This is a genomic window from Flavobacterium terrigena (genome assembly GCF_900108955.1).
Taxonomy (GTDB): Bacteria; Bacteroidota; Bacteroidia; order Flavobacteriales; family Flavobacteriaceae; genus Flavobacterium; species Flavobacterium terrigena.
Genome location: NZ_FNYA01000003.1, coordinates 50,760 through 73,119 on the forward strand (window position 1 = coordinate 50,760; position 22,360 = coordinate 73,119).

A 22,360-nucleotide genomic window follows, 5' to 3' on the forward strand; every position below is an offset into this window, starting at 1 on the left:
CGAAGATAAAAATCTCTTATATTTGCTCGATGCTTTTTAACGACATACTTGGTCAAGACCACATTAAAAACTTTTTAATTACTACTGCCAACGCAGGAAGAATTCCACATGCCCAATTGTTTATTGGTCCGGAAGGTTCTGGAACGTTGCCAATGGCGATTGCTTATGCGCAATATGTTTTGTGCGGCAATGTTGATGGTGAAAACACGACTGGAAATGCGGCTTGTAATTTAAAATTCGATCATTATTCGCATCCAGATATGCATTTTGTATATCCAATTACGGCGACTGATGATGTAAAAGGCGATAATGTCGTAAGTGCAAATTTCTTAGAACATTGGAGAAGTTTCTTAAAGGAAAATCCGTATGCGAGTTTATTCGATTGGTATAAAAAATTAGAAATCCCGAAAAAACAAGGAATTATTAGCGTTAAAGAATCGGCGGCGATTAATAAAAATTTATCCTTGAAAGCTTACGAAGGCGGTTACAAAGTGATGATTATTTGGATGGCCGATAAAATGAGAGTCGACGCAGCGAATAAATTACTGAAATTACTAGAAGAACCGCCAGAAAAAACGGTTTTCATTTTAATTTCTGAAAGTATTGACGATTTGTTACAAACGATTATTTCTCGTTGTCAAGTAGTTGATTTTTTAGCGTTGCCGGAACAAGTGATTACTGATAAATTAATTTCTGCACATCAAGTTGAGGCGAATGTAGCTAAAAAAATCGCACATCAAAGTGAAGGAAATTATAATAAAGCGTTGCATTTATTGCACAAAGACGACGATGATAGCATTTTTGAAGAATGGTTTATCAACTGGGTTCGAGCGGCGTTTAAAGCGAAAGGAAACGCAAGTGTAATTGCCGATTTGATTTCTTGGAGCACCACAATTGCCAAAGAAGGACGAGAAACGCAGAAGAATTTTTTACAATTTTGTATTCAGTTTTTCCGACAAGCCTTGTTGTTGAATTATCAAACGAAAGATTTGGTGTATTTAGAACCAAATTTTGAGAATTTTAAACTAGAAAAATTTGCGCCTTTTATTCACGGAAATAACATTGTAGATATTTTTAAAGAATTGGAAGATGCGATTTATCATATTGAAAGAAACGGAAACAGTAATGTGATTTTAACCGATTTATCGATAAAACTAACACGATTGTTGCATAAAAAAGAGATTTAAAAGTACGATTTGAAATTTACGATTTACGAACTAAAAACATAAACCAAAAAACAATAAACTATGAATGCATTTGCCCTTATTTTACTAGCTTTTTTAGCTATTACATTTTTACAATCTGGATACGATAAAATTGCCGATTGGAACGGAAACGTAAGTTGGTTAAAAGGTCATTTTTCTCAAACTTTCCTAAAAAACCAAGTTCCTTTTGCGTTGTTAACTGTTTTAGCTTTAGAAATTGTAGCTGGAGTTTTAGCGATTATGGGAATTGCTGAAAACATTATGAGCGGTGCTACAATCATGGGAAATTATGCTTGTGTGGTTTCTTGTGTAACTTTATTGATGTTACTTTTCGGACAACGAATTGCAAAAGATTATGATGGTGCCAGAACTATTGTGATTTACTTAATTCCTGCTTTGATTGGCGTGTATTGGTTGTAAGAACGATTTACGAATTTTGATTTACGAAGTACAAAATGTCAAACTTTGCCTGTACAGTTTGTCATGCTGTAAGCATCTCATACAGATCAATTTAAAATTTTTATTTTGGAAAAAGAAGAACTTAATAAATTAATCGATAAAATTGAATCTGAAAACCCTGTAGAAAAAGCTTTTTTTGGGTTACATAGTTCTGATTATGGTGAATCTTCATATATAAAAGCAAACAAATATGGTCTTGAATTATTCGCAAGAGAATTATTAATTGCTTCATCCAAATCCGAAGAAAATTTAAATGAATATAAAGATAATGTTATAGAATTTTCTTTAAACGAAAAATGGTTAACAAGCGACATTTGGATTAATCATATTGAACTAAAAAAAGAAGATAGAATCGATTTAATAAAAGAAGAAATACCAAAAATTACTTGGAAAGATAAATTCATCCTTGTTGGTTGTTTTTTTACTATTGCTCTTTTAATAATAATTTTTATTGTTGGTCTTTTTAGTGTTTTTAATTGGTATAATGAAGATAAAGAAACTAAACAAAATAAAAATTTGGAACTAAAAAAGTTTGTTGACGAAATAAGCGTTATTAACTTATATAAAATTTAATTTTCCAATCCCACTTTAAACAAACGCAATTCTTCCCAAGAGAACGCGTCGCCGTTTTTTTCTTTCAAAAGGCCTAAACCTTCGCCGTTATAATCCTTGAAAACTTCCTGCAACGCTGCAATTTTTTCATCGGACATAATATCAGAAATGGTTAACGCTTCCATTTGAATTAGTTTAGTAAAGTGTGAATAAATGGAACTTACGGTTAATTTTCGTTTGGCAGCAATTTCTTCAATCGATAGATTTTCTTTCCAAAGATCTAAAGTGATTTCAATCGTAGCTTTTTTCGGTTCTGTAGATTTTGCCTTTTTTGCTTTGGTTTTCTTACTGAACGTTTCCGAATGATCTTTCTCCACAAATCCATCAATTTGCTTGAATTGTTCAGATAATGAACCAATTTTATTGATTTTATAATACTTCATTTCGTCCGAAGACATCGTTTTTTTATTGAATTCAATTCCGTTCACAAGATTCTTAATCAACAACATCGATTTTTTCAATTGTAAAACCGTTTTCACTTGAATTTCTTCCAATTCTAAAAGTTCGTCGTGGAACGTTTTGACTTTTTTCAAGTTGCTGACTTCTGCAATTTTCAGCAATAAATCCGTAACCTGATAATCTAAGGTTTTAAAATAATAATTATAAGCGGCTTCACATCTTTCGGCCAAAAATGGAATATCTATCGTTTCTTGGTAACAAATTTTTTGAATTTGATTGATGAATTTCTGCGATGTATCAAACAAAGCGGCAATGATACTTTCGTTTTGTTGAGCCCAAATTCGGTATTTCGATTTGGTCGAATTCGAAACTTCATCGTTATACGAAAACAAATGATTGCGCCATTCTTGAGCCAATTGTCTGAAATCAAAACTTTTACACAATTCTACACGTAAAAAATGCTTGGTTTCTAGTTCTAATGATTTTTCTAAAAGCGTCTCATCGGCTTTGTTATTGGCGTAATTCAGCACTTCCGTATCGGAAGAAATGCCGTTTAATTGTATCGGAGAAAGCAAAATTAACCCTTTTAACGAACGAAGTCGTGATAAAGCCACATACGCTTGTCCGGGCGCAAAAACACGCGAAACATCCAACGCAGCGTTGTCAAAAGTTAAACCTTGACTCTTATGCACCGTAATCGCCCACGCTAATTTTAACGGATAATGACTAAAAGTTCCTACTACAGTTTCTTCAATCTCTTTCGTATCAGGGTTTACGGTGTATTTTATGTTTTCCCAAGTGTATAAATCGACTTCAATAGTTTTTTTTTCTTCTGCGAAATGCACTAAAATTTCTTTTTCGGCTAAAGAAGTAATTGTTCCCATTTTTCCGTTGAAGTAATTTTTTTCGAAAGAAGAGTCGTTTTTTATAAACATCACTTGCGCACCGACTTTTAAATCCATTTTAGGCTCAATCGGGTAAATTTTTTCTGGAAAATCTTCTACCAATTCTGGGAAGTAAGAAAAGGTTTTGGTTTTTAATTCCGCTAAAGCTTCTTTGTTGATTTCATCCGCTTTGGCGTTGTGAGTCGTAACGATAATACAACCGTTATGGTTTTTTATATTGAAATCGGGTTTTACGTATTGATTTAAAACCGCGATATTTTCGTTCGTAATTTTATTGTTTCGAAGATTGTTTAAAATCGAAATAAACGTTTCATCATCTTGGCGATAAATTTTATCTAATTCGATATACAAAGGCGGATTCTGACGAATGACTTGCGAATGAAAGAAGAACATGCCTTGATAATATTTCTTCAATTCGTACCATTCTTCTTGTTTGATGACTGGTGGTAGTTGTAGTAAATCTCCTATAAAAAGAACTTGTACACCCCCAAAAGGTGCATCAACTCTACGAACTTTTTGTAGCATAAAATCGATCGCATCCAAAACATCTGGGCGAAGCATAGAAACTTCATCGATGATTAATAATTCTACATTTAAAAGCACTTGTTTTTTAGTAGCATTCATTCGGAAATGCTTGCTAATTGTACTTTTTGTTTCAAATTTATATTGATTCGAATCGGCATTAACCACTTTAAAATCAGGAATAAAAGCCGAAAAAGGCAATTGAAACATGGAATGAATCGTAACGCCACCAGCATTTAGCGCAGCAATTCCAGTAGGAGCGACTACGATAGTGTTTTTGTGCGATGTAGCAATAATTTCTTTAAGAAGGGTAGTTTTCCCAGTTCCTGCTTTACCTGTTAAGAATACAGATTTGTTGGTCTGGTTGATAAATTGAAGGGTGTATTGAGCGGCTTTAGATAAATGTTCCACGTGGCGTATAGTTTAGATGGCAAATATAAAAAAAGCCTTGATTTCTCAAGGCTTTCTTATTATTTTTTTTCTTTAGTTGCTTTATATTCTTCATTTAATTGTTTCAGTAACTTGTCTGTTAAATTATATGAATCTTTAGCATAAATTACGTTTGGCGCAGCATCTGAAGTTGTGAAAATATAATCGAAACCTTCTTTTTTACCATAAGCTTGAATATATTTTTTAACATCATTCACTAATGAATCCTTTAAAGCACCACCTTCAGTTTCAATTTGTGCCATAATTTGGTTTCTTTCTTGAACTAAAACTTGCTCTCTTTGTTGTAATTGAGCAGCTTTTTGTTGCGCCCATGCTTGACCGTTAGCTTGTGCCGCTTTTTCGAAACTTGCCATTTCCGCTTGTAATTGCTTTCCTTTAGCTTCAATTGGACGACCTAATTCTTCCGTTTTTACTTTAAACTTTTCGTTTTCATCAGTAAATTTTTCATATTTTTCTAATAAAACAGAAGTATCAATATAACCTGTTTTAAAATCGTCTTTTTTTGCAGTTGCAGTTTCTTGGCAAGAAATCATAGCTACACCTAATGCAACTAGTACTAATAATTTTTTCATTTTTCTTTTGTTAATTTTTATTGAAATGAAATCCACTTAGGAAATCGGTTTTTTAATTTTGGTAAAAATAATAGGTTTCTTTTTAATTTTAATTCTTTTTTGAAATTTTCTTTAAATATTGAAAAAAACGAAAGAAAAAACAACTATAATAAAACCTTATGTCTTTTTAAAATAACGATAAATAATTACTATTAAAAACCATTTATTTAAACAACACTTATATAAAACATCTTTTTTGGCTAATATATTTCGATGTTTTTATACAAAATCGACTTTAAAATCGCTTTATTTTACGTTTTACTTGTTTTTTATAATGTAAATGTGCGAAGAAAACTCTTTTTTGAACAATCCTGACACATTTGAAACAAATCCTATAAAAAATCCTTTTACGAAACTCATTTTTCCGTTTTTGTATTTTTCAGATAAAAGCGACACATAAAAACTATCAAACCACATCGGTTTTACTTTTTTCAATTCCATATCCACATCTGAAAATAATCTTTTGATACTGGTTTTTGAGAAATGCCATAAATGTCGAGGCACATCATAAGCTGCCCAAAATTGTTTGTAATAAATCGCATCGTAGGATTTATAATTTGGCACCGCAATAATTATCGTTCCAGTTGGTTTTACAATTCGTTTTAAATTAGCGATGTATTCTTCTAAATTCGGAACGTGTTCTAAAACGTGCCACATCGTAACTACGTCAAAAGAATTTTCTGGTAATGCAAAAATATCTTCTGTGAAAATTACACCTTTATTAAGGGCAAGATTTTTTGCATCTGAATTGGGTTCGTATCCCAAAATATCCCAACCTTGATTTTTGGCTTCTACTAAAAAATCTCCGGTTCCTGATCCAATGTCTAAAAGTTTTCCTTTTTGATTTTGCTCAGAAGTAATTAAAGAAACTTTCCCTTTAATCGCATTTCTTTTTACAATGTGATAAATTTTTTCAAACAATGTACGTTTTCCATCAGTGTGAGATATATAATCTTCGCTTTCGTAGTATTTTGGTAAAACGTCTAACGATGGAGTAGGTGTTGTTTTTAATAAATCATATTCCTTGTTATGTAACAAAGAAAAGGTTTCTTTTGAAACCGAATGATCTTTAACTATAATAAATTGGTTTTCTTCTAAAAAATTCATTTTCTATTTTGGTCTTTATTTATAGGCTTTGACAAGGTTGTTTCACGTGGAACTTTTTTTAGTATTCAGTCGCAGTTTGCAGTCACGGTCAAAAAACTGAAAACTGTGACTGCAAACTTTTAACGACCCATATGAATTAACAACACAGAAATATCACTTGGAGAAACTCCGCTGATACGTGATGCTTGTGCAATTGTTGTTGGACGTATTTTTGTTAGTTTCTGACGCGCTTCAATGGATATTGCTTTAATTCTATCAAAATCGTAATTATCTGGAATGCGAACATCTTCTAAACGATTCACTTTATCTGCGTGTACTTTTTCTTTTTCGATATAACCAGAATATTTCACTTGAATTTCTGCTTGCTCGATAACTTCTAAATCTAAATCATGTTCGGAAATATAATCGGTAACAGCTTCAAATTTTAAAATATCTTCTAAATCAATTTGCGGACGAGAAAATACTTTAAACATTTTATCACCTTGTGTCATCGGACTAGAACCTTTCGCTTCTAAAATCGGATTCGCTACTGCGGCTTTTACACTTGTTTCTTTAAAGAAATTTACAAACTTTTCTGAAGCGTCTAATTTATATTCCATTCTTTTTAAACGATCTGCTTTTGCTAAACCAATTGCATGACCTTTCGGAGTCAAACGCAAATCGGCATTATCTTGTCGCAATAACGTTCTATATTCGGCACGAGAAGTAAACATACGATATGGTTCTTCTGTTCCTTTCGTAATTAAATCGTCAATTAAAACTCCAATATAAGCTTCGTCACGTTTTAAAATTAGAGGTTCTTTTTCTTGCACTTTTAACGCAGCATTTATTCCAGCCATCAAACCTTGAGAAGCAGCTTCTTCATAACCTGTAGTTCCATTAATTTGTCCAGCGAAATATAAACCGTTAATTAATTTCGTTTCTAAAGTATGTTTCAATTGCGTAGGAGGGAAGTAATCGTATTCAATTGCATATCCAGGACGGAAGAATTTTACATTTTCAAATCCTTCTACAGAACGCAATGCTTTAAACTGAACATCTTCAGGTAGCGATGTTGAAAATCCATTCACATACACTTCACAAGTTTTCCAACCTTCAGGTTCAATAAACAATTGATGACGTTCTTTATCTGCGAAACGATTAATCTTATCTTCAATAGAAGGACAATATCTTGGACCGATTGATTTTATTCTACCGTTGAACATTGGACTTCTATCGAAACCTTCACGTAATAAATCGTGAACCGTTTCTGAAGTGTAGGTCATAAAACAAGAACGTTGTTCTGTTAATGGTTTAGTGATATCTGAATAAGAAAATTTTGAAGGATTAACATCGCCAGGTTGTTCAATCATTTTAGAATAATCTAATGAACGACCATCTACACGAGGCGGTGTTCCTGTTTTCATTCTTCCTGATTCAAAACCTAATTTCAATAAATCTTCTGTGATTCCAAAAGAAGCACTTTCACCAGCACGACCACCACCAAATTGTTTGTCACCAATATGAATTAATCCATTCAAGAAAGTTCCATTCGTTAACACAACTGTTTTAGCTTTAATCTCCAAACCAAGTGAAGTCCTGATTCCGACAATTTCGTTTCCTTCTGACAAAATTCCAGAAACCATTTCTTGGTAAAAATCTAAATTTGGAGTTCCTTCTAACATCATTCTCCATTCTTCAGCGAAACGCATTCTGTCTGATTGACATCTTGGCGACCACATTGCTGGACCTTTTGAAAGATTCAACATCTTGAATTGAATTGCCGTCAAATCGGAAACAATTCCAGAATAACCGCCCAACGCATCAATTTCACGCACAATTTGTCCTTTTGCAATTCCTCCCATAGCAGGATTGCAAGACATCTGCGCAATGTTTTGAAGATTCATTGTTACCAATAAAGTCGAGCATCCCATGTTTGCAGCAGCAGCAGCAGCTTCACAACCAGCGTGACCTGCGCCAACTACAATTACATCATATTTTTCTTGAAACATATTTTTTGTTCCACGTGAAACACATGGATAAATTTTAAAAATTTTTTGTTCCACGTGGAACAAAAAACTTAAGTTATTGTATTAAAGTTCCACGTGGAACATTTTTATTTTTTCTTCTTCTTTAGCGCGCATAATTAAAGCGTCACTATCTGATTTGTCTTTATAGCCACAATAGTGTAAAATACCGTGAGCTAAAACGCGTTTTAATTCTTCATCAAAAGACACATTAAAATCATTAGCGTTGTCTTCAACTCTTTCAACAGATATAAAAATATCACCGCTAATCACATTGCCTTCTGTATAATCGAAACTAATTATATCAGTTAATGTGTCGTGATTTAAATATTGCATATTGATATTATGTAAAAAATCATCGTCACAAAAGATATAAGAAATTTCGCCTAAAACTTTATTCTCAGATTCAATGATGTTTTCTATCCAAGAAGCGTAAACCTCTTCTTGGTCTAAAGTAAAATCTAATTCGTAATTAAAACTAATCATTGCCTTTGAAATATTGTTGCACTTTGTTATTAAAATTGGGTTGCAAAGGTAGGCTTTGTCTGTTTAATATTTCAACACTTTTTAAATAATTTAAAAGAGCAGGAGGCAAGGGTTTGTTCGTGCCAAGGAAATCTTTTTTATTTGTATTTGATTCTCTTTTGGTGTCTTGACCTTGTTGTTTTAATGCTGTTTCTAGTTTTAATAGTTCGTGGTTGATTTGCAAAGCACGATTAATATTATCTTGTGTCAAACCTTTATTGATTAATTGCTTTTCTAAATCCTTCATTTGCTTCACGGCATTTTGTCCGTTTCCACCCATTCCGTTTTTCTCTAATTCATTTTGAAGTGACTCGCGTAACTCTTGTTGTTCCTTGATAATTTCTAATAATTTACCAGCATCACCTTCACCGTCTTTTCCTTCATTTCCTTGCGAACCACCTTCGCCTTCTTGACCTGGTTTCTTACCTTGTCCTGGTTTATCGACCTCACCAGGTTTTTTACCCTCACCAGGTTTCGGCATTCCATCTTTCATTTTATCACCTAAACCTTTTTGTTTCGAAATGATATCACCTAATTGTTTACCTTGACCTTTACCTGGTTTTGGTTTACCAGCGCCAGATGCAGACATGCTCATGTTCATGTCGTTTTGCACATTACTTAAAAAGTCGGCTAAAGCATTCGCAGATGATAACGTAAATTGTTGATGAGAAATTCCTTTTCCACGATTGGTAGAAACTAAATTCTCTATAGATTTATCTAGATTATAATGTATTTCTTCTACTTCTTTTAAAACCAAATCCGATAATTTTGGTTGTCGTAAAGACAAGGCAAACAAACTATCATCCACATGTTTGAACTGCGTTTTTAAATCTTGCTGGTTTTTCAACAATACACTAACATTAGCTTTTGAATTTGCAACGGTTTTAAATTGCTTCATCAATTTTTCTTGATCGAAAGAAAACGACAATAAATTATCCAAGATTTGACGTAACACCTTAGCGTCTTCTTGATTCTCTTCCTTTTCTCCAGAAGACATCGATTGAGACATTTTCTGACTCATTTGTTTCATTTTTTGGGCAGCAGCTTTCTGATTCTTTTTAGCAGATTTACTGTCTTTCTTTTCTAAATTATCTTCTGCTTTTTGTTGTTCCTGATCAACATCTTTTTGATCACCTTTGTCATTTGGAATATCCATAGGCGATTTTAATTCCTTATTTTCTTTTTCTAAATCATCCAATTCTTTTTTCAAATCTTCGAATTCCTTAGACAGTTTTTCTTGTTCTTCTTTAGTTGAATTTTCTTTCTCTGAAAGCTTATCTTGTTTGTCAGCAAGCTTGTCTAATTTATCTGCAAGTTGTTCTGCTTTTTGTTCCACATAATAACGCTTAGTTAATTCTACCAATTGCTCTAAAGATTTCTGTTGCGTTTTCGCTTGCTGTTTTAATTTATCAGCTTTGTCGAACAATTCTTCTTTCTCTAATTTCTTAGTCAGCTCTTCTAATTCTTTTAAAAGTTTTTCGTTTTTAGCTGCTTCTTTCTCGTTTTTTTCTAAACGATTTAAAAGCTCTTGCTTCATTTCGTCTTTTTGTTCTGGTTTAAATTGCTCCAGATTTTCTTTCATCTTTTCAGAAAATTCCTTCATCATTTCATCTTGTTGTTTCTGACGATTAATGAAGTCTTGAATCTTCTTTTGGTCTTTATAATCTAAGTTGTCTTTTTGTTTATCTAGTTTTTTTAATTTCTCCAATTCATCAAACTGCTTGTCTTGATTATCCAATGCTTTTTGTAAACTATTGATATTAGATTGCTGTTCTTGTAGAGATTTTTGCTCTTTTTGTTCCTGAGTTAACTCAGAATGAGAAAAAACAGAAGATTTTGATGATTTTAAACCATTAACTACATCATTATCAAACACTTCGAAGTAAAAATCGTAATTTATACCTTGTTGTAACGGAATTCCATCAGGAAACGAATACACAAACTGGTCAACAACTTTACTTTTTAAAACTAAACCTTTTCTATACACTACATTTGGTTTGTTTCTATCATAATACACGACTTGTAATTTAGACAAACCATAATCATCCGAAACTTGTCCGATAATAACTTTTTGTTTTAATTTTAAACTATCTGGCGTTTCTGTAGCAGAAATACTTGGAAACTGATCTTTTAAAATCGTTAGTTTATATTGTAAGTTTTCGTGGTTCTTTAATTGTTTGTTTGAAATGGAGATTTGATAATCGGTGTTATTCACAATTCGTTTAGAAAGAGAAAACTGATTGTCGCTTTTCAAAAATGAAGTTGCCAAAGAATCTTTCTTGAATTTCACTTCAGTTGTTGCTAACGTATTTAATTTCCATGTTACAATTGTTCCTTCAGGAATTACTGCATTTCCTGTTCCTTGAATAACTTCAGGTTTTTTACCTAAATATTTTGGGAAATTCAATTGCATTGTGAATGAAGAAATCGTTGGAACGTTTACCACATTCAACACATAATCATTAGAAGTAATTTCATTCGATTTAAAATGAAAAGAAATATCATTTTGAACATTATCAAATTGGTACGTGAATTTTCCTGGAGTTGTGTTTTCTAAAAAATATTCTTCATTATTGATAATTATCGAAGCATTTTCAGGAATCACAGTTCCAACCGTTTTGACTTCAAGTTTAAACGATTTGTTTTGTTCCACGTTTAAATTATCCGAAATAATCTCAAATTTAAAAGCGGCTGGTTTTTCGAAATTCTTATCGTATTGAACTACTCGTGCAAAACTTTTAGAAATCACATCCGAATTTCCAGAGATAAAAAAGAACAAAATGAACAATAACGGAATTAACGCAAATGGTAAATACTTTTTGTTTTTATTGAAATTAATCGCGTTCGAAAACGGAATTGGTTGTAAACTATTTGCTTTTTGTTCGATAGAAGCTAAAACCAATTCTGTTGGAGTTGCCGTGTTGGCTAATTGTAAAAAATTTAGCAATTTATCTTTTACTTCATCGAAATGTGTTCCGATAATTTTTGAAGCTTCGGTATAATCTAAACCTTTCTGAATTTTAAATAATTTGAAAAGAGGAAATAGGATGAATTTGGATAGCAAGAAAACTTGCACCGCAATAAACAACCAAAACAAAATAGTTCGTCCTTGAGTGGAAAACCAAAGAAAATATTCAATTAAAAACGTGAAAATAAAATACAACAAACCTATAGCGATAAAAAGAATAATCCCTTTTATCAACTCATTGGTGTAAAACTTCTTGATAAAACCTTCCAGTTTATCGTAAATAAGTGCTTTCTTTTCCAAAATTGTTAATCAATTGTTTATAACTGATAAAATTACAAAAATTTTAAGCAATTAGTCAAGAGTAAAAAGTTAATAGTTGTATAATATTGTTAATAATGCAATTAAACAGAAAAAAACTTCCAACTTCTGACTTCTAACTTTTATCTTTGCCAAACACTTCGACAAGCTCAGTGTGACAAAATGTATAAATAAAATAAATTTTCAATGTCAAAACCAGTTAGAGTAAGATTTGCTCCTAGTCCGACAGGACCATTACATATTGGTGGTGTAAGAACCGCACTTTTTAATTATTTATTTGCCAAAAAACACGGTGGAACTTTCTATATTAGAATTGAAGATACCGACCAAACCAGATTTGTAGCAGAAGCGGAAGATTATATTTTTGAAGCTTTAGAATGGTTAGGAATTTCTCCAGATGAAACGATTGGAAAAAATGAAAAATTTGGACCTTATCGTCAATCGGATAGAAAAGCGATGTACAAACAATATGCGGATGAGTTAATCAATTCTGGTTGGGCGTATTATGCTTTTGATTCTTCTGAAAAGTTGGATGAATTACGTAAACAAGCAGAAACAAATGGTAAAACATTTATTTACAATCATACCGTAAGAGAAACATTGGATACTTCTTTAAATGTTTCACGTGAAATTGTAGAATCAAGAATTGCGAATGGTGAACATTATGTAATTCGTTTTAAAACTCCAGTAAACGAGACATTACATTTACATGATATCATTCGTGGTGATGTAAATTTCGAAACGAGTTTATTAGACGATAAAGTTTTATTCAAATCAGACGGAATGCCAACGTATCATTTAGCGAACATTGTGGATGATCATTTAATGGAAACTTCGCACGTGATTAGAGGTGAAGAATGGTTGCCATCAATGCCATTACACGTAATGTTATACAGAGCATTTGGTTGGGAAGCACCAGAATTTGCACATTTACCATTGATTTTAAAACCTGTTGGAAACGGGAAATTAAGCAAGCGTGATGGCGATAAATTAGGTTTCCCAGTATTTCCATTACAATGGACAACGGCTGAAGGAACTTCAAAAGGTTACAAAGAAGCTGGATTTTTCCCAGAAGCGGTAATTAACTTTTTAGCTTTATTAGGTTGGAATGATGGAACAGAACAAGAAATCTTTTCGTTAGCAGAATTGGTTGAAAAGTTCGATTTAAAACGAATTCATAAAGCAGGAGCGAAGTTTGATCCAGAGAAAAACAAATGGTTCAATCATAAATATTTACAAAAACAAACGGATGCCACTTTAGCTGAATTGTTTAAAGCAGAATTGAATACAAAAGGAATTTCAACTTCTCTTGACATTGAAAAAGTAGTTTCATTAGTAAAAGAACGTGCGAATTTCGTAACAGAACTTTGGGATTTATCAGATTACTTTTTTGAAGCGCCAGCGTCTTATGATGAAAAAGCGGCTAAAAACTGGAAAGACGAAACACCAGAATTAATGAAGCAAGTTTCAGAAGTTTTAAATGGAATTGAAGATTTCACTTCAGCAAACATTGAAACACTTTTAAAAGAATGGATGACAACAAACGAAATTGGAATGGGTAAAGTTATGCAGCCGTTACGATTGAGTCTGGTAGGCGCTTTAAAAGGACCACATTTGTTTGATATAATTGAAATGATTGGTAAAGCAGAAACGAAGAGTAGAATAGAAAAAGCGATACATACTTTATAAAAAAAGCCCTGATAATTCAGGGCTTTTTTGTGTTTATTATTTAAGGAATTAAATAATTTCCATTATAATGTCCGGAAATAATTTCTCCATCCGTTCTAGTGAAACTAAATGAAATATCTACTGTTGTAGATGTAATATTGTTAATCGTAAAAGAAATATTTGACGCTTGTAAACTAATTACATTATCATCTAAAATTGGTGTTCCTGCAGAAGTTACACCACTTACTCTGTTTTTATTAATACTTCCGTTATAATCACCAACATTTGTAAAAGTCCCTTGTTGAACATTTACAGCAGTATAATCGAAATTAATTGTAGCCATTTGAGTTAAATCAGTTGATCCACTAATTTCAGCATTAGTCTTATTGACAAAACTGAAACCTATATCGCTTGGATTACTATCTGAGGTATTTTCATCATTTATATAAACCGTTTTAATTTGATAAAAACTACCATCATAATTAAAACCATTTTGTTGTGGTGTTTCTATAATTTCTGCTGTATCATCTGAACCACATGAAAATAATAAAAACGAAGCGAGAATAATTGCAATCTTCTTCATAATAAATGAGTTAGGTTTAAACTAAGAAAGGATAAATATAAGAATATTTACCCTTTCGTTATTGTTTTTTTGTAAGGTTTTTACAAATAAAAAGTCAAATGCGCACTTGCCATTCCGATATTACCTTTGAATTTTTCACCAATATTTGGAACTTGGTCATTATTATTTAGGCTTCCGAAAAAGTTATTCACTCCATATTGGTAACCCAAACGTAATCTGACGTTTTTAATTCCAAAATTTACACCTGCATAAATATTCGCATTAATTTTAGAAACATCAGTAATATCTTTTGCTGTTAACAAGGGTTGATCAACTAAAATATTGTTTTCTTGTTCTTTATCTATTACTAATTTGTCATTGATTTGAATAACGGGACCAAATTCAATATTAAAATGATTTTGACTTACGACATAACCTGGCATAATATAAATTTGAACCGCAGATAATTTATAATTCGTATCAACAACAGAAACAACTTTTTTGGTTTGAACAGAGAAATTACTATCGGTAAAAAACATACCAAAACTCATTTGCCAATTGTTATAAAAGTTTCCACGAACGTGAAATCCACCTGTCCAACCTTGCTTTGGTGTCACATTAAAATTATCAGTGAAAATATTCATTTGGGTTAATCCACCACTAATACCAATTCTATTACTGTCTTTGTGTCCTCTTTGTGCAACTATACCAATTGAAAATAGGGCACATACTACAATTAAAACTTTTTTCATTACTTTAAATTAAAGGGTAAAAGTAGTATAATAATTTAATTATTGTAACTTTTACCAGAAACAAACGTATAATTAGTATAACTAAAAAATTATTCACTATGTCACCATTTTTAATCATTGTCCTAGTCTTAGGATTATTTATTTTATTAAGTTCTTTTTTTACTGTAAAACAACAAACTGCTGTAGTAATTGAGCGTTTTGGGAAGTTTACAAGCATTAGAAGTTCGGGTTTACAACTAAAAATTCCTGTTATCGACAGAATTGCTGGAAGAGTAAACTTAAGAATTCAACAATTAGATGTTATTATTGAAACGAAAACAAAAGACAACGTTTTTATTAAAATGAAAGTTTCGGTTCAGTTTAATGTAATTCAAACTAAAGTGTACGAAGCATTTTACAAATTGGAATATCCGCATGACCAAATTACAGCATATGTATTTGATGTGGTTCGTGCCGAAGTTCCGAAATTAATTTTGGATGATGTGTTTTTAAGAAAAGACGATATTGCTATTGCTGTAAAACGTGAATTGAACGAATCGATGACCACTTATGGTTACGATATTATCAATACTTTGGTGACAGATATTGATCCAGATATTCAAGTGAAAAATGCGATGAACCGTATTAATGCTGCTGATAGAGAAAAAACTGCTGCAGAATTTGAAAGTGAAGCACAACGTATTAGAATTGTAGCTAAAGCCAAAGCGGAAGCAGAAAGTAAAAAACTACAAGGTCAAGGTATTGCTGATCAAAGACGTGAAATTGCTCGTGGATTAGTGGAAAGTGTAGAAGTATTAAATAATGTTGGGATTAATTCTCAAGAAGCTTCGGCATTAATTGTAGTAACTCAACATTATGATACATTACAAGCGATTGGAGCTGATACAAATTCTAATTTAATTTTATTGCCAAACTCGCCACAAGCTGGAAGTGATATGTTAAATAATATGGTAGCAAGTTTTACTGCAAGTAACCAAATTGGTGAAACCATGAAGAACCAACCAAAACGCGCTAAGAAAAAAGACGATCATACTTCAACGGATTATAATCCAAGTGATACGACTCCAGGAGTATAATTTACAATATATTTTAAATAAAAAAAGAGGCTTAATTGCCTCTTTTTTTATTTAAATACCAATTAAATATATAAGGAATAATCATTTTTAAAATCGTTCCATAGGTTCCAGAAAACACTTTTTGATATACATTACCAATTAGTGTAACTGATTTAGATGGTAAAATACTTTCTTTTGTTTTATCAATACTTAAAAGCATTTTCTGATAATAGATTTCTTTTTCTACTTTAAGAATTTCTAAATCACGTTCAATCTCAGCATATGAGGAATATTTTTTCTTCTCCATAATTTAATCGTTAAAAAATATTTCTGAGAATTTCTCTAAAATGGTTCCTTCCACAATTTTATCTTTTACTAAAAATAAAAGTAAGGCAAAAACCAAATACACACCAGCCACACATAAAAAACCTAAAGGATAACTACCCCATAAATTTCCCAAAGTAAAAGCCGCAGCTATAGAAACGAAAAGCAATACTATAGAAAGACAAATGGTAATCAAAAAAAACTTTAGCATTAAAGTAGTTGATTTCATCGCCACTTTAAAACCCCAAAGTTTATAGTACGCAATGCTACTTTCTAAATATGCTTTAGAATTCTCTTGAATTGCTTCAGTGTTTTCTTTTAAATCTTCAAAAGCCATTATTTTTGAAGTTTAGCGTTTTGCTTTTTTAACTCTGCTAATTTTTCTTCCAAAAACGAAATCGCTTCTTCAGCTTTATAACTAGAATTAGAAAGTAGATTTTCTACAGTTTCTTTTAATTCATCTTTAGAACCAGAAAGTTTGGCTCTAATATCTTCTTCGTAATCTGCTAATTTATTATTGACGTCAATTTTCCAATCATCCAAATTGCCTTTTATTTTTTCTCTCGTTTTTGAACCTTTATCTGGAGCAAATAAAATTCCTATTCCAACTCCAATTGCTGCACCAACTAAAAGTGCTAATGCGTTACTTCCATTTTTGTTTGCCATAACTTTTTTTTTAATCATTATAAAGTTACAAAATTCATTTTGATGTGGTGTTAAATAGTCGTTAAACATCAAAATTATGATATTTGTATCTAAATTACATCAAAAATTAAAATAAAGCGATTTAAGAAAACTTTTTAAATAGAGATGTGAAAACACTTTAAGAAAAAATAATTTTTAAACAGAATTAATTTATGGAGGTTACTTTTTTAAGTTTTTAATTATAAATTTTTGTTTTTTGATAGATTTATCATATAATAAACATAATTAATTATTTTTATGTTTTTAATTGATAAATACTATTTTTAGATTGTTTTCTACAAAAAATAGACAAATAAAAAAACCCACCTAAAAAGATGGGCTTAAAACCAAACATTAAAAAAGTTTTATAAAATATAGTAGTATTGATTGGTAAACTTAAATTATCTTTTTATGAATTTGTTTTGGTAATTTTTCCCTTCTGAAGAAATTTGAATAATATATAATCCGCTTTCTAATTGTTGTACATTAATTGAAGAAGTATTTTCTTTTTGTTCGAAAACTTTCTTTCCTGTTAAATCTATAATTGAAATGAATTCAATTGATAAATTCATGTCGTTTTTTATAGAAATATAATCGTTTGCAGGGTTTGGATATACAGAAAAAGTAGTTACATCTGAAAAATCTTCCGATGAAAGTGTTACTGGACAAGCAATTGCTGTTGGAGTGTTTTTATGTGTTGTAGTTGCGTCTCCTAATTGACCATAACTATTATAACCCCAACCATAAAAACTTCCATCAGTTTTAATTGCAACAGATAATTGACCTCTAGAAAAAGTTTCTGACCAGTTTGTATCAGTACCAATTTGAGTTGGTGAAGTTCTAGTAACAGTAGTTCCGTCACCTACTTGACCATAGTTGTTATTTCCCCAAGACCATAAAGTACCATCGCTTTTTATAGCTAAACTGTGTGAAGTTGTAGCAGAAACTTTATTCCAATCTGTTCCTGTTCCAATTTGAGTTGGTACATTTTTTAAAGTCGTAGTACCATCACCTAATTGCCCTTTATCATTACTTCCCCAAGCCCATAAAGTACCGTCTATTTTTTGTGCAAGAGTATGGTAATTTCCTGTTGAAATTTTTTGCCAATCGGAAGCTGTTCCAATTTGAGTTAATGCAAGTATTAAAGGATTTACTAAACTGTTGTTTCCACTCAATCCGTTACCCAATTGTCCGTAATCATTATCACCACAAGCCCATAAAGTACCATTGTTTTTTAAAGCAATTGTTGCATCAGATCCTGCACAAGCAGCTGACCAGTTCGTATCTGAACCAACTTGACCTGGTGTTGTTCCATAAACAGTATTAGAAGAAGTACCATTACCCAATTGACCTGTAGAATTGAATCCCCAAACCCATAATGTACCATCAGTTTTAACCGCAACAGTATGATTTTTTGAATCTACAGAAAGCCAATTTGTTGCTGTTCCAATTTGAACAGGAGCAGTTCTGTTTGTAGTAGTTCCATCACCAATTCTAGCAAATGTATTTTCTCCCCAACCCCAAAGTGTACCGTCAGTTTTAATTGCAAAAGAAGTATCATAACTTGCACTTACGTATGCCCAATTTGATCCAGTTCCAACTCTAGTGGGTGTAGTTTTGTTAGTAGTATTACCTATTCCTAATTGTCCATAAGTATTATTTCCCCAAGCCCATAACGTTCCGTCAGCTTTTAACCCTAATGTATGTGCGCTTCCTGCAGAAATTTTTTGCCAACATTGCGCATTCATTTGAAATGCAAATAATAAAACTAGTAGAGTAATTGTTTTTTTCATTCTTGTGTATTTTATTGTTATGATTTATTTGCCAAATGTATTGGTAACAAGACATAAAACATAAAAAAACACTACTCAAAAACTACTCAATCATTAAAAATCAATGAGTTACAAGTTTTGTAAAACAACGGAAAGATTTTCATTTGCGTCTAAATCCATCTTTTTTCTGATTCGGTAACGGCAGTTTTCCACACTTCTTAAAGATAAATTTTGAATAACTGCTATATCTTTATTTTTTAAATCAAGATAAATAAGAATGCAAATTTTTTGTTCTTCTTCGGTTAAGGAAGGATATTTTTTATTCAATTTATATGAAAATTGTGCATCTACCTCATTGAATAATTCTTCTTTGGTATCATTAATCAGTTTAAAATTTTGAAATTCTATAAGGAGTTTACCCAATTCTGTTTTACTTTCTGAATCATTTGTGTTTTTTTGAACCTTTTTTAAATCTTCTTTAAAACGTTCAATAAAGTCACTATTCTTTACAAAATTCATCACCATTTTTTCAGTTTTGGTTTGAGTAAACTCTAATTTATCCTCCGTTTGGTGGATAACATGACTCAGATTTTTTACCTTACTTCTTTGCTTTTTAATCAGATAATAGGATAAAAATAGAATTCCAATTATTAGTAAAATCAGAAAAGTAATTTTGGTTCGAGTAGCAAATTTCTCGTTTTCTAATAATATGATTTTTTGTTCTTTAATTTGTAAATCTAACTTTTGATTTTCTAATTTATTGAGTGTTTCAATGTTTTCAAATTTTAAAATAGCTTTGGCGTTGTCTGATAATTCCTTATATTTTAGATGTAATTGAAGATATTTAAGAGCTTCTTTAGGCATCAATTTCCCTTCATATATTTCAGAATAAAGCATATATAAATTAGCATACAATTCATTACTATCTATGTTTTTTAGCATCGCTTGACTTTTTTGGTTGTAGAAAAGCGCGGTATCAAATTGCTTCATTTTAGTGAAACTTTCAGCTAAATTTTGATATAACATCAATTCATATCTTTCCATATTCTTTTCAGATTTAATTATGGAAAGTGCTTCAAGATAATACTTTACAGCTGTTTTATATGTAGGCGCTTCTGAATAAATTGCACCCAAATTAATAAGCAATGCTGCCTTCATATTGGGTTTAATGTTCTTATCATTTATAATAGGAACAAGTATTTCAATAGCTTCCTTTTCACGACCAATAGAAATATAAACTGCTGCGATATTCCCATTTAGTGACGCTAATCCTTTGTAGTTTTTAGATTTTTCATAATGTTTTTTTGCCTCAGCAAACAATTCCAAGCTTTTTTTAAAGTTTCCAAGTTCCCGCTGAAGATTTCCTAAATCGATAATACGACCACCAATTTTTTTATCAAGCTTATTTTTTTTAGCTATAAAAAGTGCTTTTTGATAAAATTGATTGGCTTTGTCATACACTTCAAGATCTCTATAAGTATCGCCCAAAAGTTTATAGGCTTTCATGTTTATAGTATCAACTTCAGATTTGGTAATCAAAGTTTCGATTTCTAAAATGTTTTTAGGAGTAATTTTAGTTTCTTTCGCATCAATAATTAACTTCTCCAGTTTGCTTTCCTGAGCGGAAACAAACGAAAAAATGAAAAGTAAAAACAAACAAAAATGAAGTTTTCTGAACATATTACAATTCTTGAATTTTAAAATAAAAATGCGCCAAATAGCGCATTTTTAATATAAAATATATGTTATTCTTTGTTTTCTACTTTAGCCCAAGTATCTCTTAGTCCAACTGTTTTATTGAAAACTAATTTTTCAGCTGATGAATCTCTATCTACACAGAAATAGCCTAAACGTTGGAATTGGAAATGATCTAATTCTTTTGAAGTTTGTAAACTTGGTTCCACATAACCTGTAATCACTTTTAACGACTCAGGATTGATGTATTCTTTAAAGTCGACCTCTTTGTTTCCATCCGGATTTTCATGAGTAAATAAACGGTCATAAATACGAACTTCAGCTTCTTTAGCATGCGCAATAGAAACCCAGTGAATCACACCTTTTACTTTTCTGTTACTCGCTTCTGTTCCGCTTCCTGATTTAGAATCAACGTCATATGTACAGTGAATTTCAGTAATATTTCCGTCAGCATCTTTTACAACTGATTCACCTTTAATGATGTACGCATTTTTCAAACGCACTTCAGTTCCTAAAGTCAAACGGAAAAATTTCTTGTGTGCTTCTTCTTGAAAATCTTCTCTTTCGATATATAATTCTTTAGAAAAAGGCACTTCTCTATACGTCATTACTTCTTCTTCCGGATTATTTTCGGCTGTTAACCATTCTTCTTTTCCTTCAGGATAATTTGTAATTACCAATTTGATCGGATTTAAAACTGCCATAACACGTGGTGCAATTTTGTTTAAATCTTCACGAACACAGAAATCTAAAAGTGAAACGTCAATTAAATTAGAACGTTTTGCAATACCAATTGTATTCGCAAAATTACGAATTGCTGTTGCTGTAATTCCTCTTCTTCTCATTCCAGAAATCGTACTCATACGAGGATCATCCCAAGAAGTAACGTGCTTTTCTTCCACTAATTGTAACAATTTACGTTTAGAAACAACAGTGTGTGATAAATTTCTACGAGCAAATTCTCTTTGTTTTGGTCGTACTTTGGTTTCATCATAAATTTGATTTAAAAACCAATCGTATAATTCTCTATGAGGTAAAAATTCTAAGGTACAAAATGAGTGCGAAATTTGTTCTAAATAATCACTTTCGCCATGCGCCCAATCGTACATTGGATAAATACACCAATCGTTTCCAGTACGATGATGATGCGCATGCATGATACGATAAATAATAGGATCACGCATTAACATATTGTTCGCATTCATAGAAATTTTAGCACGTAAAACATGAGTTCCTTTTTCGAATTCACCGTTTTTCATGCGTGTAAATAAATCTAAATTCTCTTCTATAGAACGAGTTCTATAAGGAGAATCTGTTCCTGGAGTAGTTGGAGTTCCTTTTTGAATGGCCATATCTTCAGAAGATTGACTATCTACATAGGCTTTATCTTTTTTGATTAGCTCGATTGCCCAATCGTATAATTGTTGGAAATAATCCGATGCATAACATTCTTTATCCCAAGAATAACCTAGCCATTCTACGTCTTTTTTAATCGCATCCACAAATTCTTGCTCTTCTTTTGAAGGATTGGTATCATCGAAACGTAAATTAACTGGTGCTTTATAATCAATTCCTAAACCAAAATTAAGGCAAATCGCACTGGCATGACCAATGTGTAAATATCCGTTTGGTTCTGGTGGAAAACGGAAACGTAATTTATCATTAGATAAACCGTTTTTTAAATCGTCTTCTATAATTTGTTCTATAAAATTTAAAGATTTTTCTTCTGTAGACATAAGAATTTGTAATTTTGACAAAGAT

Annotated in this window: 19 protein-coding genes; 5 read left to right on the top strand and 14 right to left on the bottom strand. The window is 31.5% G+C overall.

Going from position 1 to position 22,360, the window contains the following annotated elements:
• Positions 1–29 precede the first annotated feature (29 nt).
• The 3 genes from BMX42_RS06800 to BMX42_RS06810 all read left to right on the top strand — a co-directional run bounded on the left by BMX42_RS06800 (position 30) and on the right by BMX42_RS06810 (position 2,237).
• Positions 30–1,187, top strand: coding sequence for a DNA polymerase III subunit (locus BMX42_RS06800; protein WP_091311059.1), 1,158 nt, complete (start codon positions 30–32; stop codon positions 1,185–1,187).
• A 60-nt stretch (positions 1,188–1,247) separates the two neighbouring features.
• On the top strand, positions 1,248–1,625 hold the full coding sequence (locus BMX42_RS06805) for a DoxX family membrane protein (RefSeq protein WP_091311061.1): 378 nt from the start codon (positions 1,248–1,250) through the stop codon (positions 1,623–1,625).
• A gap of 105 nt (positions 1,626–1,730) precedes the next feature.
• Positions 1,731–2,237: a hypothetical protein gene (locus BMX42_RS06810; protein ID WP_091311064.1), complete on the top strand. Its 507-nt coding sequence runs from the start codon at positions 1,731–1,733 to the stop codon at positions 2,235–2,237.
• On the opposite strand, the gene BMX42_RS06815 is transcribed toward BMX42_RS06810, so the two are convergent.
• From BMX42_RS06815 to BMX42_RS06840, 6 genes are all read right to left on the bottom strand, one after another.
• Positions 2,234–4,513, bottom strand: coding sequence for a helix-turn-helix domain-containing protein (locus tag BMX42_RS06815; protein WP_091311066.1), 2,280 nt, complete (start codon positions 4,511–4,513; stop codon positions 2,234–2,236). The genes BMX42_RS06810 and BMX42_RS06815 overlap by 4 nt on opposite strands.
• A 59-nt stretch (positions 4,514–4,572) precedes the next feature.
• Positions 4,573–5,124: an OmpH/Skp family outer membrane protein gene (locus BMX42_RS06820; RefSeq protein ID WP_091311748.1), complete on the bottom strand. Its 552-nt coding sequence runs from the start codon at positions 5,122–5,124 to the stop codon at positions 4,573–4,575.
• A 297-nt stretch (positions 5,125–5,421) separates the two neighbouring features.
• A complete protein-coding gene (locus BMX42_RS06825) occupies positions 5,422–6,270 on the bottom strand; it encodes a class I SAM-dependent methyltransferase (protein WP_091311070.1) in 849 nt (282 codons plus the stop codon).
• Between the two features lie 119 nt (positions 6,271–6,389).
• Positions 6,390–8,261, bottom strand: a complete 1,872-nt coding sequence (mnmG, locus tag BMX42_RS06830) for a tRNA uridine-5-carboxymethylaminomethyl(34) synthesis enzyme MnmG (RefSeq protein WP_091311752.1) — start codon at positions 8,259–8,261, stop codon at positions 6,390–6,392.
• Positions 8,262–8,342: 81 nt separating this feature from the next.
• A complete protein-coding gene (gene ybeY / locus BMX42_RS06835; protein ID WP_091311073.1) occupies positions 8,343–8,762 on the bottom strand; it encodes an rRNA maturation RNase YbeY in 420 nt (139 codons plus the stop codon).
• Positions 8,755–12,069, bottom strand: a complete 3,315-nt coding sequence (locus tag BMX42_RS06840) for a DUF4175 family protein (RefSeq protein WP_091311077.1) — start codon at positions 12,067–12,069, stop codon at positions 8,755–8,757. The genes ybeY and BMX42_RS06840 overlap by 8 nt, the downstream gene beginning before the upstream one ends.
• 204 nt (positions 12,070–12,273) lie before the next feature.
• Between BMX42_RS06840 and gltX the strand changes: the two genes are divergently transcribed.
• Positions 12,274–13,776, top strand: coding sequence for a glutamate--tRNA ligase (gltX, locus tag BMX42_RS06845; RefSeq protein WP_091311081.1), 1,503 nt, complete (start codon positions 12,274–12,276; stop codon positions 13,774–13,776).
• Positions 13,777–13,816: 40 nt separating this feature from the next.
• Here gltX and BMX42_RS06850 read toward each other — a convergent pair whose 3' ends face one another.
• Positions 13,817–14,338 (bottom strand): hypothetical protein, encoded by a 522-nt coding sequence (locus tag BMX42_RS06850; protein ID WP_091311085.1) that lies wholly within the window; start codon positions 14,336–14,338, stop codon positions 13,817–13,819.
• Between the two features lie 80 nt (positions 14,339–14,418).
• A complete protein-coding gene (locus tag BMX42_RS06855; RefSeq protein WP_091311088.1) occupies positions 14,419–15,069 on the bottom strand; it encodes a hypothetical protein in 651 nt (216 codons plus the stop codon).
• Between the two features lie 98 nt (positions 15,070–15,167).
• Here BMX42_RS06855 and BMX42_RS06860 point away from each other — a divergent pair, with 98 nt between their 5' ends.
• Positions 15,168–16,145: an SPFH domain-containing protein gene (locus BMX42_RS06860; RefSeq protein ID WP_091311092.1), complete on the top strand. Its 978-nt coding sequence runs from the start codon at positions 15,168–15,170 to the stop codon at positions 16,143–16,145.
• Between the two features lie 31 nt (positions 16,146–16,176).
• On the opposite strand, the gene BMX42_RS06865 is transcribed toward BMX42_RS06860, so the two are convergent.
• The 6 genes from BMX42_RS06865 to BMX42_RS06890 all read right to left on the bottom strand — a co-directional run bounded on the left by BMX42_RS06865 (position 16,177) and on the right by BMX42_RS06890 (position 22,335).
• On the bottom strand, positions 16,177–16,431 hold the full coding sequence (locus tag BMX42_RS06865) for a DUF6327 family protein (RefSeq protein ID WP_091311095.1): 255 nt from the start codon (positions 16,429–16,431) through the stop codon (positions 16,177–16,179).
• Positions 16,432–16,434: 3 nt separating this feature from the next.
• Positions 16,435–16,785 carry a competence protein gene (locus BMX42_RS06870; RefSeq protein ID WP_091311099.1) on the bottom strand — a complete coding sequence of 117 codons (351 nt, stop codon included), beginning with the start codon at positions 16,783–16,785 and terminating at the stop codon, positions 16,435–16,437.
• Complete coding sequence (locus BMX42_RS06875) at positions 16,785–17,114, bottom strand: YtxH domain-containing protein (protein ID WP_091311756.1); 330 nt, start codon at positions 17,112–17,114, stop codon at positions 16,785–16,787. Before BMX42_RS06875 ends, BMX42_RS06870 begins: the two co-directional genes overlap by 1 nt.
• A gap of 419 nt (positions 17,115–17,533) precedes the next feature.
• Entirely contained in the window at positions 17,534–18,925 is a 1,392-nt protein-coding gene (locus tag BMX42_RS06880; RefSeq protein ID WP_091311102.1) for an RCC1 domain-containing protein, read from the bottom strand.
• A gap of 108 nt (positions 18,926–19,033) precedes the next feature.
• Positions 19,034–20,410, bottom strand: a complete 1,377-nt coding sequence (locus tag BMX42_RS06885) for a tetratricopeptide repeat protein (protein ID WP_143055613.1) — start codon at positions 20,408–20,410, stop codon at positions 19,034–19,036.
• Between the two features lie 239 nt (positions 20,411–20,649).
• A complete protein-coding gene (locus tag BMX42_RS06890; RefSeq protein ID WP_091311109.1) occupies positions 20,650–22,335 on the bottom strand; it encodes a glutamine--tRNA ligase/YqeY domain fusion protein in 1,686 nt (561 codons plus the stop codon).
• Positions 22,336–22,360: the final 25 nt, after the last annotated feature.